This window comes from Candidatus Francisella endociliophora, assembly GCF_000764555.1.
GTDB classification, from domain to species: Bacteria; Pseudomonadota; Gammaproteobacteria; order Francisellales; family Francisellaceae; genus Francisella; species Francisella endociliophora.
This window is the reverse complement of the sequence record NZ_CP009574.1, coordinates 1,444,501-1,462,272: the sequence shown is the minus strand read 5'-3', so window position 1 is coordinate 1,462,272 and position 17,772 is coordinate 1,444,501. Positions and strand designations below refer to the sequence as shown.

Here is a 17,772-nt window from a genome sequence, read left to right as displayed (position 1 = left end):
CCATGATATACCCATACCTTACACTAATTCAATAGGATCAATATCAAAATACATCTTGATTGAATTTGGTAAATCCTGGCATATATTACTACTAACCCACTTAACTATTGAATTAAGTTCTCTGCGAGTTTTTGATGTTAATAAAAGGCTATAACGATAGACATTATTTCTCTTAAGATGAAGTGCTGGAAGAGGCTTTGATATTTGAATATTTTCACAGCTACTTAACTTAGAATATAGTTCATTTAATAAATTTAAAATCTCATCTTCTTTTTTTGATTCTGCAATAATTTGGGCTTGATAAGAATATGGCGAATAGTTAGCATACTTACGTTGTTCTAACAAATAGTCAAGAAATTCTAAATAATCCTTAGAAATCAGAGTTTGCAAAAGCTTATTTTCTGGTTGATAAGTCTGTAGTACAATTTTACCAGGCTTATCAGCTCGTCCTGCTCTACCAGAAACTTGCACAATCATCTGAGCAGTTCTCTCTATAGCATGAAAATCTGTACTATATAACCCTGCATCAATATTTATCAAACCCGCTAATGTAAGATTTTCAAAGTGGTGGCCTTTTGCAATCATCTGTGTACCAACAACCACATCTACTTGCCCATCATTTATCATTTGATTAACACTATGTAGGTCTGTCATGGTTTTGATATTCGCCCGATCAAAGCGGATTATTTTGTTATACGGAAACTTTGATTCAATACGAGACTGTATTTTTTCGGTACCTGTACCATAAGCAAATAACTCTTGCTCACCACAACCACTACAAACAGTTACAATAGGTTTACGTGAACCACAGAAATGGCATTCTAAATATTGATATGGGTGAGTATGTAATGTATATGGTTTATCACATCTTTTACACTCCTCAACCTCACCACAGCTATTGCACACTAGAGCTTTGGCAAACCCAAGTTTATTGATAAAAATCAAAGATTGTTGATGAGTATTAATATTTTGCTCTAAAAGACGAAAGAGCTTATCGCTTATACCATTATCAACCATGCTTGTTTTTAGATCTAAAAGCTCTATTTGATTTTCATGAGTATTCAATGCTCGCTGAGATAATTTTAAAAGCTTATATTTACCAATGGTTGCATTATAGTAACTTTGTATTGACGGTGTTGCACTACCCAATACTATTGGAATACCTAATTGCCTTGCTCTAAAAATAGCTACATCTCTCGCATTATAACGAATTGTGGTAGTTTGTTGTTTAAAAGAACTATCATGCTCTTCATCAACAATAATTATCCCCAGATTTTTAAAGTCTGCAAGCACCCCACTCCTTGTTGATATAACAATATCAGCTTTACCTTGTTTAATTTTAAGCCAGTTTGTTAGTCTTGCTTTCTCACTTAATTTAGAATGAAGAGCCACGATTTGCTTATCTATAAACCTTCGTTCAAACCTCTTTATAGTTTGTGGTGTGAGATTGATTTCAGGCACCAGAACGAGTATTTGTTTTGATTCATCAAGAAACTCTTTTATAGCTTGCAGATAAACTTCTGTCTTACCACTACCTGTAACCCCATACAACAACGATACATTGAAATTCCTATTTGCAAAAATAGTACTTAGGGCTTGCTGTTGCTCACTATTTAATTTTTTTGGAGTGTCTGGATTAGAAGTAATTTGATTTTGTTTAAGCTCATAACTTTTCTTAAAGATTTCTTTTTCAAAGAGTTTATTAATAATATGAGGAGAACCTAACTGCTTTAAATCTTCTAGCTTGATTACATCCTCTAAATCCAGATTATCAATTAAAGCTTGCTGTTTTGCAGTTAGCTTAGCTTTTGCAAGGATTTCTTTATTTACACATACAAAGACATCTTGTTGTGGTTTAATGTTTTCCTCTTTAAAGAAGTCGTTTGGAAGTGCTAAATGAATTGCACTGTATAGATCACAGCAATAGTAACTAGATAACCATAACACTAAATTTTTAACATCATGGCTAACTGGTTTATCGAGAATTTTAAGAATTGGTTTTACTTTGCTAACGTCATAATCAATAGTTATATTTTTAGCAATAATAAAACCAATTAGCTTACGCTTACCAACAGATACTAAGACTCTATCAAATAACTCTACGGTTTCACTCTCAACTTTATAATCAAGCATATAGAAAGGTGGAACTGCTAGGGCTACTTTAACGATCATTTAAGCTTCCACTACCTTTGCATTTTTATCCCAAAAATAAAAACCATAAACCGCAGTAATAAAGAAAATAAAGTTTTGTATAACCTGACCATATAGATGTTGTTGATACATAACTACTACAAAATACAAATCAGAGATTATCCAAACTATCCAATTTTCCATGAACTTCTCGATAGTCATAATAATAGCGGTAAACGTTATACCTGTTAAGATTCCTGTAGAAAGAATATCTTCAGAACCTGTAAAGAAATTAAAGAAAAGACAAAAGATACACAAAATAACTAGATACACAAAATAACGAAGATAATCATTAAGATTCATCCATCTAACAACCTTATGATCCCCATCAATACCTTGAGTGTACCACTTACGCCACCCATAACTAAAAAATACAACGTATACAGCTTGAAGTAGTACTAGGGAGTATGTTCCCTTCATTGCAAATAATACAAGCAGTAACAAAGCCCCAACTATACCTAACGACCATGACCATACTTTTAATCTTGCAAGATATATTGTATATAACACATTTATGATTAATGCAGTAAAATCTAGAAACTCAAAAAACATTACCAAACCTTATTTAAAAACACTCGTGTAATTTTATATTAAGATCTTCATAAAGGTCAGATTTTATAGCATTAAGTTTTCTGATTGAACTTGTTTTGAAATTAATTGTAGGATTTAACGCCAAATAGATATTATGTAAATTAATATCAAACACATCACAATTTAGATAACAAATATCTTGTGCTGTTATCCTAATAATATTTGCTGCCTCGAAATCATATAGGATTCTTTTAACTTTATCATAGTCTGCTACAGCCATCTTCTGATAAAGATTATTAATAGTCACCCCATTCTTTAGCTCTTTTTGTGCCAAATATAGCTCTTTAAGCATATTAACACCGATACTAAGATCATCTCTTTTAACCTCTTTTTTGAAATCTAGAGTGACTTTCATATATTGCATTGCTCGGATCATAACCGCACCTAAAAGAGTAATTTGCCAAGTAACAAAAACCCACAGTATAAATATTGGAATCAACGATAACGAGCCATAAATCACTGAATAGGTTGGTACATAAAACATATATATAGCAAAGATTTTTTTAGCTGCAGAAAATACTATTGCAACCAAAAATGCAGCAATTAAAGCAATCTTAGAATTAATTCTTGTATTAGGAAGTATCTTATATACTACAAAAAAACCACCCGTTAAAAATACCAATGATAGACCATTTAAAAGATACTGTTCAATACCGATATCTTTAAAGAACCATGTCATTGATAGCACATAGGTACTTGATATAAAAACAAAACCCATTAACAAAGGCCCCATTGTCATCAATGCCCAATATACGAGTAAACTTTGAACCAATGGGCGTGGTCGATTGACATAAAAGATCTTATTTAATGTTATTTCCAACCTTTTAATCATCAAAAAAATCACAACTAATAACACTACCACTGAAGTTATTGGTAAAGTTGTCATATTAGCTGAAATACCCGTAATATATTGTTGTACTGTTGTAGCAGTTGCTGGCAACATATTTTCAAATAAAAAATCTTGAAGGTTTGCAGAGAGTGAACTAAATGCATTAAAAGCATTCAAAATATTTATTATAATAAAGAAAGCTGGTACGATAGCAAACAAGCTTGTAAGAGTTATAGCAGCTGCTACTGTTGGACAGTCTTTACGAATATATTCTTTAAAGACCCATATCCAGTAATTTCTTATAAGCAATAAATATTTTTTATATAACTTAATATCAAACATAGAATAATACTAATGAAAAACATATTAATACTATACTACAGCCAAAGTGGAAGTACAAAGAAAATGGCGCATACAATAGCACTAGGAGTTGAAGCTACCGGAGCTACTGCAACAATTCGTACGGTGCCAAATATTTCTGCAAAAACAGAGCATGTAGATCCGATAATTCCAGAGGACGGTGACTTATATGCGACAAAAGAAGACCTTGCAAACTGTGATGGTTTAATAGTCGGTAGTCCAGCTTATTTTGGCAATATGGCATCACCTCTTAAATACTTCTTAGAAATACATAGTGATACATGGTTTAAAGGCAATTTAATTGGCAAACCTGCTGGCTTCTTTACAGCTGCATCAGGTATGCATGCTGGACATGAAAGTACTATTTTATCGATGATGATTCCATTTATACACCATGGCTGTTTAATAGTTGGTGTGCCATATAGTGAACAAGCTTTAGAACATACACGTACTGGAGGAACTCCTTATGGTGCATCACATTTAAATACTTTTTCACCAAACAAAACTCTTTCAGATGACGAAACTAAAATATGTAAAACCTTAGGAAAAAGAGTTTCTGAGATTGCTAATAAGTTAGCAAACTAGGAGTAAAAATGAAAAAACTGTCCATTTCAGCAAGTATTCTACTATTAGCTTTATTTCTAACCAATTGCTCTAGCTCTGGTCCGAGCTATTCAGCTAACTCAATAGGCCAGGTATCACAAGTTGAGCAAGGAAAAGTTATCGACATTCAACAAGTGAATATTAAAGGTTCAGATAGTATTGGTGCAAGGGTTGGAGGATTGGCTGGTGGTCTTGGCGGAGCTCTTGCTGGTAGTGGAAATATGGTAACTAGCATTGCCGGATCTATAAGTGGTGCATTAGTTGGAGGAGTTGCAGGAGGTGCTACAGAAAAAGCTGTCACTTCATCAAAGGCATATCAATTCGCAATTAAACTTGATAATGGTAAAACAATAGCTGTTCTTCAGCAAGATGACAATGGTATCAAAGTTGGGGATAAAATCACAATTTATATGTCAGGAAATAATACTAGAATCGTTCCTGCACAAAGCCCTAATAACTAGTTGAAATTTGCTTTCATTCTATTTATAGTCTAATATTACATTATTATTTTGAAGTGACTCTTATCTCACTCATATTTTGTCTATATTTAATTTTGAAGGAAGTTTTGGATGTATAAACATAGGATTAAGACCCTAAGTATATTTATCTGGTTTGCTTGTGCATTCTTTTATGCATTAGAGTATTTTATAAGATCATCAAGTGGAGCTTTATACGACTCTTTCTCATTTCCACCATATAATATGACGGCAGCTCAAATATCTATATCAAGCTCAGCTTTCTATTTATGCTACGTAGCCTCTCAACTACCCGCAGGAATGTTAGTAGATAAATATGGTGTAAAGAGAATTATGATAGCTAGCACACTGATATTTTCTATCGCGATATATATCGCATCTGTTAGTACTAGTCCTGTTGGTATTATCATATACCGTGCTCTTGCTGGCTTAGGTGGCGGTTTTGCATTTTTATGCGCTATAAAAAGTATTGCTCTTTGGCTTCCTGATAGATTTTTTCCTCTTTTCACAGGCATGACTCAGTTTTTCTTATATCTTGGAGCTACTCTGTCTGCGGCACCTCTTGTTATTATCAATAATTACTACAGTATCTCAGCCATAATGAGTGGTGTTTTTATTGTCTCATTAGCTTTATTTTTTATTAGCGTTTTTGTAATTAAGTTACATCCCGATTTTAGTAAAAAACAAGAAGCTAAAAAAAGAAAGGTAAGCCCTTTTTTAATACTTATCAGCGTCCTAAAAAATAAGCAAATTTGGTTAAATGGCTTTTACTGTTTCACAATCTATGGAACAACTGTACTATTTGCTGATCTATGGGGTATAAAATATCTTCAACTATTAGGCTTTTCTGCTGATGTTGCTGGCACATGTACTTCTCTAATTTTTATAGGAGTTGCTATCTCAAGTCCATTATGGGGAGCTATAGCATCACTTTTAAATAATGAACATAAGCCCTTAATGGTTGCTCCTATTATTGGCTTTGTTGTAACAATCGCATTATTATACCTTACAACAAATATATATGCCGCATTTATTCTATGCTTCTTATTTGGAGCTTGTCAGGCTGTTCATGTACTTAACTATTCTGCTCTTAGAAGTTCTGTATCTCCTGCACGCATTGCAACAGCACTAGCTTTGGTAAACTTATTTCTTCCCTTAAGTGGGGGAACCTTACAACCTTTAACTGGTGGAATCATCGAGTTTTTAAGCCAAAATCACTCTCAACTATTTGCATTTCAAATTGCATTAGCAATCATACCTATCTTAAAAATATTATCTTTTATAATTTCACTATTCATTAAAGATCACGGTAAGTAGAAGTATACTTCTTTACTATAGCTTTTTTTTACTCTATTATTTGAGATAAATAAATCTTAATATCGTATAGAAATCATGAAAAAAATAATTATTGCTATTATTGTAGCTGTCATTGTAATAGGCTTATTTTCAATAAATTTACTTACTAACAATGACAAACCTCAAACGACTAAGGGAAGTCATGACATCCATGTGGTTGCCGCTGAAAATGAATACGGTAGCATTGCAGAATTAATAGGTGGTAATAATGTAAAAGTTACCAATATAATCAACAATGCTGATGGTGACCCACATACATTTATATCATCTGTTAAGAATGCTAAACTTTTAGCAGAAGCTGATGTTATTATTTATAATGGTGCTGATTATGATTCATGGATCACACCAATAATCAAAAGCAATAAGAACGCTGTAATCATTAAGGTACAAGACCTTATTGACTACTCAGAAACGCCAGAATTTGGAACAAACCCTCACCTATGGTTCAATCCAAAAACATTTCCTGCTTTAGCTAACAAGTTAAATGAGGTTTTCTCAGAAAAGGATCCTACAGATTCTAGCTTATATGATAAGAATCTTGAAAACTTTAATCATAAGTATAAAAAAGTATATAAACTTATAAAAGAAATTAAGCAGTCAAGTGCTAACACCCCTGTAACTGCTACAGAGCCTTTATTTGGCTACATGGCAGATGCATTAGATTTAGACATGAAAGGATTAGCATTCCAATGGGTAATAATGAACGAATCTGAGCCTAGCCCTAAAATGATGATTGATTATCAAAAGCTATTTAAGAATAAAGAAGTTAAAGTTTTATTCTATAATAAGCAAGTAACAGATAATGTTACAAACAACATTTTAAAACTTGCAGAAGAAAATGAGATTCCTGTAGTTGGAATTACTGAAACTATGCCTACAGATAGTAATGCTATTACATGGATGCTTAGTTCATTACAAGAAACACAATCAGCTCTAGAAAAAGCACAAAACTAAAATGATTAAATGCTCTAACCTTGTTATTGGATATAATAAGCCAATAACCTCACCATTAAACTTAGAAATCCCAACAAATGCATGGGTTGGTATAGTTGGTAAAAATGGTATAGGAAAATCGACTTTTTTTAAAACTCTCTTAGGAAAGATACCAAGTTTCTCTGGTTCAATAACTATCAATAACAAAAAGATAGATATCAATACTATCAGCTATATCCCTCAAGAGAGAGAAATCAACTTTGAAGAAAAAACTTCTGGTTATACTTTAGTTAAATATAGCTATAAGCCAAAATCATGGGGACTACCATTATTTAATCAAGAGTTTGATAAGAAGCTGAATTATCTTATAAAGCTAACTCAAACTGATGACTATATACATAAGCCTTTTAAAAACCTATCTGGTGGTCAAAAAAAACGTATCTATCTAATTCAAGCTCTTATCAATAACCCTAAAGTATTGCTTCTTGATGAGCCATTATCAGATCTAGATCCAGATGCAAAACAAAAATTCATAGCATGCCTAAAGGAAATTCATAAAAAAGAGAATATCACCCTTTTGATAATATCACATGATATGAAAGAAATTAGCACACAGTTAGACGCATTTATCCATTTCAAAGATGGTCAATGCCATTACTGCGATGAGCTACCTTGTTTACAGGAGGACATTTGTGTTTAGTTATACTTTTATGCTATACGCATTTATAGCTGGAACAATCATAGCTATTATCTGTGGTATTATTAGCTTTTTTGTAATTATCAGAAGATTATCATTTGCATCTCATGCTTTAGGTCACATAAGCCTCACTGGAGCATCAGGAGCTGTTTTATTGAATCTATCTGCCATGACTGGACAACTAGTTATAAACTTAATTGCTGGTATCTTAATGGGTGCTTTTGGTGATAAGATCAAAAAGAATGATATTGCAATTGGAATTGTACTTACCTTCTTCCTTGGGCTAGGAACTTACTTTTTATTTCTATATCAAAGTGGCTACTCTGGCTCAGTAATGTCTATCTTAGTTGGAGATATACTTACAGTTAGTATTGAACAAATATATATTCTATTTGGCTTAGCTATATTTACTATTACTCTACTAATAGTAATAGCTAGACCTCTCTTTATATCATCTATAGATCCAATTTTTGCTGAGTCGAAAAAAGTATCAAATAAACTGATATCCATACTGCTTTTTGTGTGTATTGCTATTACAGTATCCATGGCATGCCAAGTTGTAGGGATATTATTAGTATTTTCACTACTAATAGGGCCTGCAGCTATTGCAACACAATGGGTAGATGGTTTTTATAAACCCATAGCTCTTAGCACATTAATTTCAGTGCTAACAGTCTGGTCTGGAATCATTGCTGCTTATTATATAGATGTGCCAATTAGCTTCTTTATCACCACAATTATTTGTGCTTTATATTTAATAAGTATCACAAAGAATAAATTTATATAATTTTTTTAAACTGTTATCTTTAAAGACTATACCTAACAAGGCTTTACATTTATAATAGTGCCAATCTTAAATATAATTTCTAGAAAAAATGATTGTAACAAAAGACATCGAATATCGTGGTGATGGCATACTACTTAAAGGTTTTTGCGCATATCCTGACAGAGGATCTCACTTACCTGCTGTATTAATAGCTCCTACATGGGCAGGTAGAGATAATTTTGCCTGTGAAAAGGCAATAGCAATGGCAAAAAAAGGATATCTTGGTTTTGCTATAGATCTTTATGGAGATGCAAAAGTAGGATCTTCAAAAGAAGAAAATGCCTCTTTAATGAATGAGCTTCTAAATACAGAATATGCTCTTATGACTAGGTTAAGAACTGCATATAGCCTTGTTAAAAAAATGACTCGTGTGGATAAAACAAACATAGCTGCTATTGGTTTTTGTTTTGGAGGAAGATGTGTCCTTGATATGGCTAGAGCCAACTTTGATTTAAAAGCTGCAATAAGCTTTCATGGTTTACTAGAGTCAAATGTTGTCAAAGAACAAAATATCGATACAAAAATATTAGTTTTACATGGATATAATGATCCTATGGTTCCTGCTGAACAAGTTTATAAATTCCAACATGAAATGGATAAACGCAAAGCAGATTGGCAAATGCATAGCTTTGGCAATACCTATCATGCCTTCACAAACCCAAATGCTAATGATCCAGAATTTGGTACAGTCTTTAACAAGACGTCAAATAGAAGAGCTTGGAAATTAGCTGAAGACTTTCTTAGAGAGAATTTTGTTAGAAGCTTTTAATAAAGCTTGAAACATTTATGTTGCCTCAAACGTACCAGTACATCTATAAGTCACTCCATCAAAATAGCCTCAACTGTATAATCTGTACTCTCACCTGCCTCTCCACATTGTACATATGCTATAGCTCCGTTATTTTCAACATATGTATTTGCATTTCCTGCTATAGGAGTTTCAGTGTTATCAACAATAATACTTTGACAAATACTAGTTGTATTAGTTAGAGTTATTGTAATAGGAATCTGAGTAGCAATAGCTGGTGCTGTAGTTATCGATGGAGTAATATCCTTAAAACTAAATACAAGATTAATTGACTCAACCCTAAGGATCTGAACTCTATAATCCTCTTTACCTTCAATATAGGCAACACAACCACCAAGAAATAAAACAAGTATTACGCAGAAAAAACTTTTGATCTTTATTTAAAAGCACACCATCTTAATATATAACTATTTTTTTAAAGAGAGTGTTTATTTCATAATACCAATATACGGTAATTGGCGATATCTATCGTTATAGTCTAAGCCATAACCAACTATGAACTTATCTTCGATTTCGAAGCACATATAGTCCAGATTTACTTCTCTTTCTAATCTTGCAGGCTTAAAGAGTAAAGTCGCAAATTTTAAGCTTTTTGGTTCTAAATCGTTTATACCGTCCATAAGCTTATGATAGGTGTGGCCAGTATCGACAATATCTTCAACTATAATTACATTTTTGCCTTCTACATACTCTTTTTTCAAAGAATTGATTGTTGAAGTAACTTTCCCTGAACTAACAGTACCAGAACCATAAGATGAAGCTGTTATAAAATGAGTTCTAAGATCTATATCTAGCTTCCTAGTTAAGTCAGCAAAAAACATAAAAGAACCTTTTAATACACAAATTAATACGATCTCTTGACCAGCATAATCTTTGTTAATTTTATCAGCCATCTTTGTAACTTCAGCATCAAGCTGTTCAGCGCTTATATATACTTCTGTACTATCTTTAGCAAAACTCATGATTACCCCTTCTTAAAATAATCTTCAAAGAATAAAATTTGCTCTCTAGATGGTCCAAATGCTAAAGAAGATATTGGAATACCTATATGATTTTCAATTGTTTTTAGATATGTTTTAAGAGCTGCAGGCATATTATCTTTTGTAATAGTATCATCTATTGCAAATGGTTCCATATCAACTAAGATTGGCTCAACTTTATATAAGTCTATACCAGGATAAGCACAATAAATTTCTTTACCTTCATACTTATAACCAACACAAACTTTTAAAGTATCCATATCTGATAATACATCAACTTTAGTTAATGCTATAGATGTAAGATTTGAGCACTTAGCAGAGTATTTAAGTAGCGGTAAATCTAACCAACCACATCTACGCGTTCTACCAGTCGTTACACCAATCTCACCACCTTTTTCTTGAATAAATCTACCAACGTCATCAAAAAGCTCTGTAGGAAAAGGTCCCTCACCAACTCTAGTTGTATAAGCTTTTGTGATACCTATCACATGATCAAGATTAGATCCTGCCGTAGTTGCACCTGAATATACGCCTGCAACAGATGTATTAGATGATGTTACAAATGGATATGTACCATAATCAACATCCAAAAGCACACCTTGAGCACCCTCATAAACAACATTTTTACCTTCTTCAATAGCTTTATCAATTATTGAGAAAGTATCTGCAGCATACTGCTTAACTTTTTGACCTAAAGTATATAACCTCTCTAACTCTTCATTTATTGAAGGGTATTCAACTTTATATAAGTCTCTAAATAGAGTCTCTTTTTCCGCTAGAGATATCTCTAATCTAGCCCTTAGTAACTCTTTATCAAATAAATGCTTAAATTTAATACCTTTACGCGATACCTTATCTTCATAAGCAGGACCAATTCCTTTACCAGTTGTACCAATTTTCTCACTAGTACTATTCTCTCTAACAGCATCTAAAAGCTTATGATAAGAAGTGATAACAGTACAAGACTCTGAAACAAAAAGATTCTCTGCTGAGATATTAATGCCTGTTTCTTGTAGACGAGTAATCTCTTGATCTAAAGCAACAGGATCCAAAACTACACCATGACCAATCACGCACTTAGTGTGTTTATGTAAAACTCCAGATGGGATTAAGTGAAGAAATGTTTTCTTACCATCCACTACTAATGTGTGTCCAGCATTATTTCCACCTTGATAGCGTACAACCAGATCCGACTGTTCTGCTAGTGTATCCGCTATTTTACCCTTACCTTCATCGCCCCATTGAGCACCGACAATTACTATATTTGACATATCAAATTGAATCTTTTGAGATTAAAGTTTAGATAATTAATATACTAATATATTGAAGGTATTTTTACTAGTGAAATATAAAATAATAAGAGCATTTTAGTTAATAATTTACAACTAAAATTGTTATAATAAGTTTCGAAACTTACCATAATTACATCACAAATAAGGAACTACTATGCCAAAAAGAATAAGAAGGGCTTTGATATCTGTATCTGACAAAACAGGTATTGTTGATTTTGCTAAAGAGTTAGCAAAACATAATGTAGAAATACTTTCAACAGGAGGAACTTCAAAAACTCTTAAGGAAGCTGGTTTAAATGTTACGGATGTCTCTGAGCATACTAGCTTTCCTGAAATAATGAATGGTCGAGTGAAAACATTGCACCCTCTTATTCATGGAGGAATCTTAGCAGATAGAGATAACCAAGAACACCTTGATGCAATGCTTGAGAACAACATTGGCAGAATAGATATGGTTATTGTAAACTTATATCCTTTTGTAAATACTGTCAAATCTAGGGCAGATTTTGATACTTGTATTGAGAACATTGATATTGGTGGTCCATCTATGGTTCGTTCATGTGCAAAAAACCACAAACATACAACTATCGTAACAAATCCTAATCAATATGAAACAGTTGCAAAAGAGATGAGCGAGAATAATGGTGAAACAACTCTAGAAACTCGTCGTAACTTTGCTAAAGAAGCTTTTGCTCATACAGCTGAGTACGATAGTCATATTGCAAACTGGTTTAGCAAAGAACTAGATGAAGAATACCCAGAAAAACTTTTCTCAGTTGGAACTATCAAGCAAGTTCTAAGATATGGTGAAAACCCTCACCAAAAAGCTGCTGTATATTCTACAGATGCAGACTGTGTAAGTATTACAAATGCTAAACAGCTTCAAGGTAAAGAGCTATCATACAACAACTTAAATGATGCTGATGGTGCTTTTGAAATGGTCTGTGAATACTCTGAACCATCTTGTGCGATTATCAAACATGCGAATCCTTGTGGTATAGCTTCTGGTAAAAATGCTCATGAAGCATGGACAAAAGCTCTAGCTTGTGACCCAATTTCAGCATTTGGTGGAATTGTTGCATTTAACTGTGAAGTTAACAAAGAGTTTGCAGAATCTCTAGGCAAGATGTTCTTAGAGGTAATTATTGCACCTTCTTATACTCAAGAAGCTTTAGATATTTTGGCAGCTAAGAAAAATCTAAGAGTTTTAGAAACTGGTAAAGCTTTCGATACTAAATCATCTCGTATGATTAGTAAAAATATCCATGGTGGCATACTATCACAATCTTATGATAACGGTGGTGTTGAAATAAATGACTGTAAAGTTGTAACTGACAGGGTGCCAACTGATAAAGAATGGGCTGATATGATGTTTGCATGGAAAGCCGTCAAATATGTTAAATCAAATGCTATCGTATACGCTAGAGATACTCAAACTGTTGGTATTGGTGCTGGACAAATGTCACGCGTTGACTCTGCTCGAATCGGAGCTGAAAAAGCACAAACTCATGAGACTGCTAAGGATTCTGCTGTAGCATCTGATGCTTTCTTCCCATTTGCTGATGGTTTAGAAGAATGTATCAAAGCTGGTGCAACAGCTGTAATACAACCAGGTGGCTCAAAAAATGACCAAGAAGTTATTGATGCTGCTAATAAAGCTGGCATCACAATGGTCTTTACAGGTATGAGACATTTTAGACATTAATCACTACTAAAACATCTATTAAAACTGACAGATCAATGATCTGTCACTACAAGAAATAATCTTTATGACAAAGCCGAAGTTAAAAGCGGTGAAATCACTAAAACCACTCCAACAAATATTACAAAATAAATACTTTTTGTGCGGTATTTCTGTAAGCTTGGAACCTTAAATACCATATAAGCTGGTACTAGACAGCCTAATATACCAAATATAGGTCCCGATAATGGTACAAGCTTATATACAGGGGCATCAAACACTATAGAAAGCCATGTTAATAAAAATATTAAAACTATTACTAAAACATTTAAATTAAGAGCTTTTCCACTATCTTCTTTCAAACCGAACCTAGCCACACTCTTTCTTAGGAACCCTTTTAAAGATTCTTCCATACCAGCTAAAATACTCAAAAAAGATGTCAAGATAGCACATAGACTAATGATAATTCCACATATATATAACACGCTATTAGATAAACCTTGCTTCTCTAGTAATATAAATGCAGATTGATTATTCTTTGTTGCCTCTAGAGCCTGCTCTTTGGGGATAACTAATGAAAAAGATAAAACATAAAAACCTATAATAATTACTAGCATAACGAAGGCCAAAGTCATTACTTTAATAGCCTTATTTAGAGCTATATGCTTCTCATCTTTAGCATAATGCTTTCTATAACCAATAACCATAGGGCTTAGTGATTGGATGAATAATATTGATGTTAAAGAAAATGGTAACATAATAATACTTTTAGCGATAAACTCGCCTCCATCACTAGGCATCTGTAAAACATTATTAAACGACCATATAGGAATCAAAGAAATAGATACTACAATTATAGCCACGACCAAAACAACTACTAAAAAGGTTGAAACTCTAACAAAAAGCTTCTGACTTTTCATCCCAACATAAATTAAAACAATCATTAATAATGCACTATATGCAGCATTTTGCTCAAGATGTGGGTTTGAAGTTAAATTAAACAAATATAAGTATGATGCTAATGATTTAGCTACAACTTCTGCATAAATAACTGTCCACGTAATCATCATCAACAAATATAGTAAACCTAAGAAACCAGCCCACTTATTGCCTAACAGTTCGGCTACAGTCTCTTTATATGATTTTGGTTTTTCTGAAGCAAACAATGTTTGAATATATAATTTCTGAAAAAGGTAAATACCCGGATAAGCTATAAGTATTGAAAGTATAAATACAATAAAACCAACCACTCCTATACTTACAGGGACTAGAACTATTCCAGCACCTACAGCCATACCAATGCTAACAACTAGCCAGCCAAGATCAAACCTATCAAAATTAAAATTCTTTTTCACTAATAAAACAGTCAACTTATTAATATAGATGATTATTTTAACGTCTTTATGAAAGATTAAAAACCCTTATAAGCTTACTGCTTAACCCATACTAGCTTATCTGTATCAAACCCAAGATTTTTTGCTCTTACTACAAAATCCTGCTTTACATTATCTGGTACAGTTTTTGTTCTAGATAAAAGCCATAAATAATTTTGATTATCACCTGCCACGTAAGCATACTTGTAATTATCATCTAGCTTAAATACTATATAAGCTCCATAAAATGGTCTAAAGAATGACACCTTCAAAAATGCTGTATCTCTATTTTCAACAAATTTAACAACACCTTCAGCATAGCTTCTCTTGCCAGTAGATGGAGTAACTCCACTATTTAAAACCTTTATAGAGCCATCTGGATTTAAGCTATACTCTGCATATACATACGTCATGCCTTTCTCAAAACTATTATCAAGGCGAACTATCTCATACCATTTACCAAGATACTTATCTGCTTGGAAATTTTTCACAGGGTGAATATTTTCTGGCTTTGTAACACATCCTGATAGTACTAGCGTTGCAATCACTCCTATTATAGAAATTATCTTTTTCATAAATTGTCCTCTTTTAATTTCTTATAACTCAATCAATATAGTAAACTATTTAATGTGCATAAAAATAGTTAAAAGTTTTTAATCCTATGGAATTAAGTTATTTTGATCTAATCAAAAAAAATGACCTAACAAACTACAAATTCTTTATTGTCACAGGTGATGAGCCTCTGCAAAGACATAATATTATTGAGAAAATCACAAATCAATTTAAAGCAAAAAACTATGAAATCTCTCATCACGATTTAACAGAGCAAAATCTCGATGTTTTATATAATGAGACTGATAGTTTAAGTCTTTTTGCTATGGACAAATTTATCCAATTCAATTTTGAAAAACCACCTCAAAAAAAACTTCAGCAAGCATTAGTTGAGAAACTTCTCCATGACGATGAGAATGTGTATTTACTAGTTTTTAATGGTATGAAAAAGCAAAACACTTCTGCTAAATGGTTTCAAAGCTTAGAGCACAAAGCTATCCATACTCGCATTTTTCAGCCAAACCTAAACAATGCTATCAATATCATAAATCATGAAGCTCAAGAGATAGGTTTAACTATAAGCAGAGAAGCCGTACAACTTCTAGCACAAAAAACTGAAGGAAACCTAATAGCTACTAAACAAATACTAAAACTACTTTCTCGCCAAGAAACAAAAAGCTTTGATGAAAATACTATTCGTCCATTTTTACACGAGCATGCTAACTTTGATGTATTTGATCTATCAGAAGCAATATTAACTCAACAAAAGCCAAAAGCTTTGACGATACTAAATAGTATTCTTAATGAAAATGACAAACCACCTCTTATACTCTGGGCATTAAAGAAGGAATTACGTATACTTTCGCAACTAAAAAATACTAGCCCAACCTATCACCAAAAGATTTTTAAAGATAACAATATTTGGCCATCTAAACAAAAATTTTACTCAAGTTTAGCAAATAAGATTTCTTTAGAAAAAATATCAACAGGACTGCAAAATTGTCTTGAAACTGATCTATATATTAAGGGTGCAAAAAAAGGCAATATTCAACTTAAACTAAACGAAATAGTTTTTAATACTTTTTAGACTCTTAAAACACTCTAATTTTGATTTACTTTTTTGAGACAATTGATATTATTACACTGAGCTAACCAATGTTAAGGAAACATAGTAAGGATATGGAAATAGTAACAGCAGAATATATATGGATTGACGGGAGCGACCCTGTACCTGCACTAAGATCAAAAGCAAGAATTTTACCCTTTGCAAAAGAACCAACTATCAAAGACTTTCCAGAATGGAGTTTTGATGGCTCATCAACTAACCAAGCAACAGGCGATAATTCAGATTGTATATTAAAGCCTGTAAATTTTGTTATAGATCCTCTAAGAGAGGCTGGCTATATTGTACTATGTGAAGTTTATAATCCGGATGGAGAGACTCCTCACAAAACTAACAATAGAGCTAAACTAAGAGCATTACTTAATGCTAGTAGCACAGAGCATGAGATGTGGGCTGGATTTGAGCAAGAATACACCATGTTTCAGGATGGTCGCCCATTAGGTTGGCCGACAACCGGCTTCCCCGGACCTCAAGGACCATACTACTGTAGTGCTGGTGCTGAGAAAGCATTCGGTCGCGACCTAGTAGAAGCTCACATGCAAGCTTGTTTAGATGCTGGTATTTTATTCTATGGTATCAACGCTGAAGTTATGCCTGGTCAATGGGAATTCCAAATTGGTTACAGAGGTGTTGAAGGTGAAGATGCTGGTGTCTTGAATGTATCTGATCATACTCATATTGCTAGATGGTTACTTGAAAGACTTGGTGAAGAATACGATATCTCAATCTCTTTTGATAACAAACCAATCAAAGGTGACTGGAACGGTGCTGGTATGCATACTAACTTCTCGACAAAAGGCACTCGTGATGCTTCTACTGGTAAAGCAGAAATTCAAAGGATTGTTAAAAATCTAGAGAAAAATCATACTACAGACATTCAAAACTATGGATTCAATCTACATGAGAGATTAACTGGTGAATATGAAACATCAGATATGTCAACATTCAGCATTGGTGATGCTGATAGAGGTTGTTCTATCAGAATTCCTAGACCTGTTGCTCTCAAAGGCTACGGCTACTTTGAAGATAGAAGACCAGGAGCAAACTCTGATCCTTATTTAGTAGCTATTGCTCTTGCAACTGCTACTATCAACTAGCTAAA

The 17,772-nt window shown here is 33.1% G+C and carries 17 protein-coding genes; 10 read left to right on the top strand and 7 right to left on the bottom strand.

Going from position 1 to position 17,772, the window contains the following annotated elements; genetic code table 11:
- Positions 1-18 precede the first annotated feature (18 nt).
- Genes priA through QI37_RS07155 form a run of 3 tightly spaced genes read right to left on the bottom strand, consistent with a single transcriptional unit; the run spans position 19 to position 3,952 of the window.
- Positions 19-2,172: a replication restart helicase PriA gene (priA, locus tag QI37_RS07165; protein ID WP_040009999.1), complete on the bottom strand. Its 2,154-nt coding sequence runs from the start codon at positions 2,170-2,172 to the stop codon at positions 19-21.
- Positions 2,173-2,742: a nicotinamide riboside transporter PnuC gene (gene pnuC, locus QI37_RS07160; RefSeq protein ID WP_040009998.1), complete on the bottom strand. Its 570-nt coding sequence runs from the start codon at positions 2,740-2,742 to the stop codon at positions 2,173-2,175. It lies immediately after the preceding gene.
- Between the two features lie 13 nt (positions 2,743-2,755).
- A complete protein-coding gene (locus QI37_RS07155; RefSeq protein WP_040009997.1) occupies positions 2,756-3,952 on the bottom strand; it encodes a YhjD/YihY/BrkB family envelope integrity protein in 1,197 nt (398 codons plus the stop codon).
- 6 nt (positions 3,953-3,958) lie between these two features.
- Here QI37_RS07155 and wrbA point away from each other — a divergent pair, with 6 nt between their 5' ends.
- The 7 genes from wrbA (at position 3,959) to QI37_RS07120 (ending at position 9,630) form a co-directional block, all read left to right on the top strand.
- Positions 3,959-4,555 (top strand): NAD(P)H:quinone oxidoreductase, encoded by a 597-nt coding sequence (gene wrbA, locus QI37_RS07150; protein WP_144242723.1) that lies wholly within the window; start codon positions 3,959-3,961, stop codon positions 4,553-4,555.
- An 8-nt stretch (positions 4,556-4,563) separates the two neighbouring features.
- On the top strand, positions 4,564-5,034 hold the full coding sequence (locus tag QI37_RS07145) for an outer membrane lipoprotein (RefSeq protein ID WP_040009995.1): 471 nt from the start codon (positions 4,564-4,566) through the stop codon (positions 5,032-5,034).
- A gap of 108 nt (positions 5,035-5,142) precedes the next feature.
- Complete coding sequence (locus QI37_RS07140) at positions 5,143-6,366, top strand: MFS transporter (protein ID WP_040009993.1); 1,224 nt, start codon at positions 5,143-5,145, stop codon at positions 6,364-6,366.
- Between the two features lie 75 nt (positions 6,367-6,441).
- On the top strand, positions 6,442-7,359 hold the full coding sequence (locus QI37_RS07135) for a metal ABC transporter solute-binding protein, Zn/Mn family (RefSeq protein ID WP_040009991.1): 918 nt from the start codon (positions 6,442-6,444) through the stop codon (positions 7,357-7,359).
- Between the two features lies 1 nt (position 7,360).
- Positions 7,361-8,038, top strand: a complete 678-nt coding sequence (locus QI37_RS07130) for a metal ABC transporter ATP-binding protein (protein WP_040009989.1) — start codon at positions 7,361-7,363, stop codon at positions 8,036-8,038.
- On the top strand, positions 7,980-8,822 hold the full coding sequence (locus QI37_RS07125) for a metal ABC transporter permease (RefSeq protein WP_040009987.1): 843 nt from the start codon (positions 7,980-7,982) through the stop codon (positions 8,820-8,822). Before QI37_RS07130 ends, QI37_RS07125 begins: the two co-directional genes overlap by 59 nt.
- Before the next feature lie 88 nt (positions 8,823-8,910).
- On the top strand, positions 8,911-9,630 hold the full coding sequence (locus QI37_RS07120; RefSeq protein WP_040009986.1) for a dienelactone hydrolase family protein: 720 nt from the start codon (positions 8,911-8,913) through the stop codon (positions 9,628-9,630).
- A gap of 467 nt (positions 9,631-10,097) precedes the next feature.
- Here QI37_RS07120 and hpt read toward each other — a convergent pair whose 3' ends face one another.
- Together hpt and QI37_RS07110 are read right to left on the bottom strand one after the other, a co-directional pair.
- Positions 10,098-10,631 (bottom strand): hypoxanthine phosphoribosyltransferase, encoded by a 534-nt coding sequence (gene hpt, locus QI37_RS07115; protein ID WP_040009984.1) that lies wholly within the window; start codon positions 10,629-10,631, stop codon positions 10,098-10,100.
- Between the two features lie 2 nt (positions 10,632-10,633).
- Positions 10,634-11,920 carry an adenylosuccinate synthase gene (locus QI37_RS07110; RefSeq protein ID WP_040009982.1) on the bottom strand — a complete coding sequence of 429 codons (1,287 nt, stop codon included), beginning with the start codon at positions 11,918-11,920 and terminating at the stop codon, positions 10,634-10,636.
- 175 nt (positions 11,921-12,095) lie between these two features.
- Here QI37_RS07110 and purH point away from each other — a divergent pair, with 175 nt between their 5' ends.
- Positions 12,096-13,646 (top strand): bifunctional phosphoribosylaminoimidazolecarboxamide formyltransferase/IMP cyclohydrolase, encoded by a 1,551-nt coding sequence (gene purH / locus QI37_RS07105; RefSeq protein ID WP_040009979.1) that lies wholly within the window; start codon positions 12,096-12,098, stop codon positions 13,644-13,646.
- A 62-nt stretch (positions 13,647-13,708) separates the two neighbouring features.
- Here purH and QI37_RS07100 read toward each other — a convergent pair whose 3' ends face one another.
- Together QI37_RS07100 and QI37_RS07095 are read right to left on the bottom strand one after the other, a co-directional pair.
- Positions 13,709-14,977: an amino acid permease gene (locus QI37_RS07100; RefSeq protein WP_040009977.1), complete on the bottom strand. Its 1,269-nt coding sequence runs from the start codon at positions 14,975-14,977 to the stop codon at positions 13,709-13,711.
- Positions 14,978-15,051: 74 nt separating this feature from the next.
- The gene (locus QI37_RS07095; RefSeq protein ID WP_040009975.1) at positions 15,052-15,570 is read right to left on the bottom strand and encodes a lipocalin family protein; all 519 of its coding nucleotides are present in this window, start codon (positions 15,568-15,570) and stop codon (positions 15,052-15,054) included.
- A gap of 86 nt (positions 15,571-15,656) precedes the next feature.
- Between QI37_RS07095 and holA the strand changes: the two genes are divergently transcribed.
- Entirely contained in the window at positions 15,657-16,634 is a 978-nt protein-coding gene (gene holA / locus QI37_RS07090; protein WP_040009973.1) for a DNA polymerase III subunit delta, read from the top strand.
- A gap of 92 nt (positions 16,635-16,726) precedes the next feature.
- The gene (locus QI37_RS07085) at positions 16,727-17,767 is read left to right on the top strand and encodes a glutamine synthetase beta-grasp domain-containing protein (RefSeq protein WP_040009971.1); all 1,041 of its coding nucleotides are present in this window, start codon (positions 16,727-16,729) and stop codon (positions 17,765-17,767) included.
- The last annotated feature ends 5 nt before the right edge of the window (positions 17,768-17,772 follow it).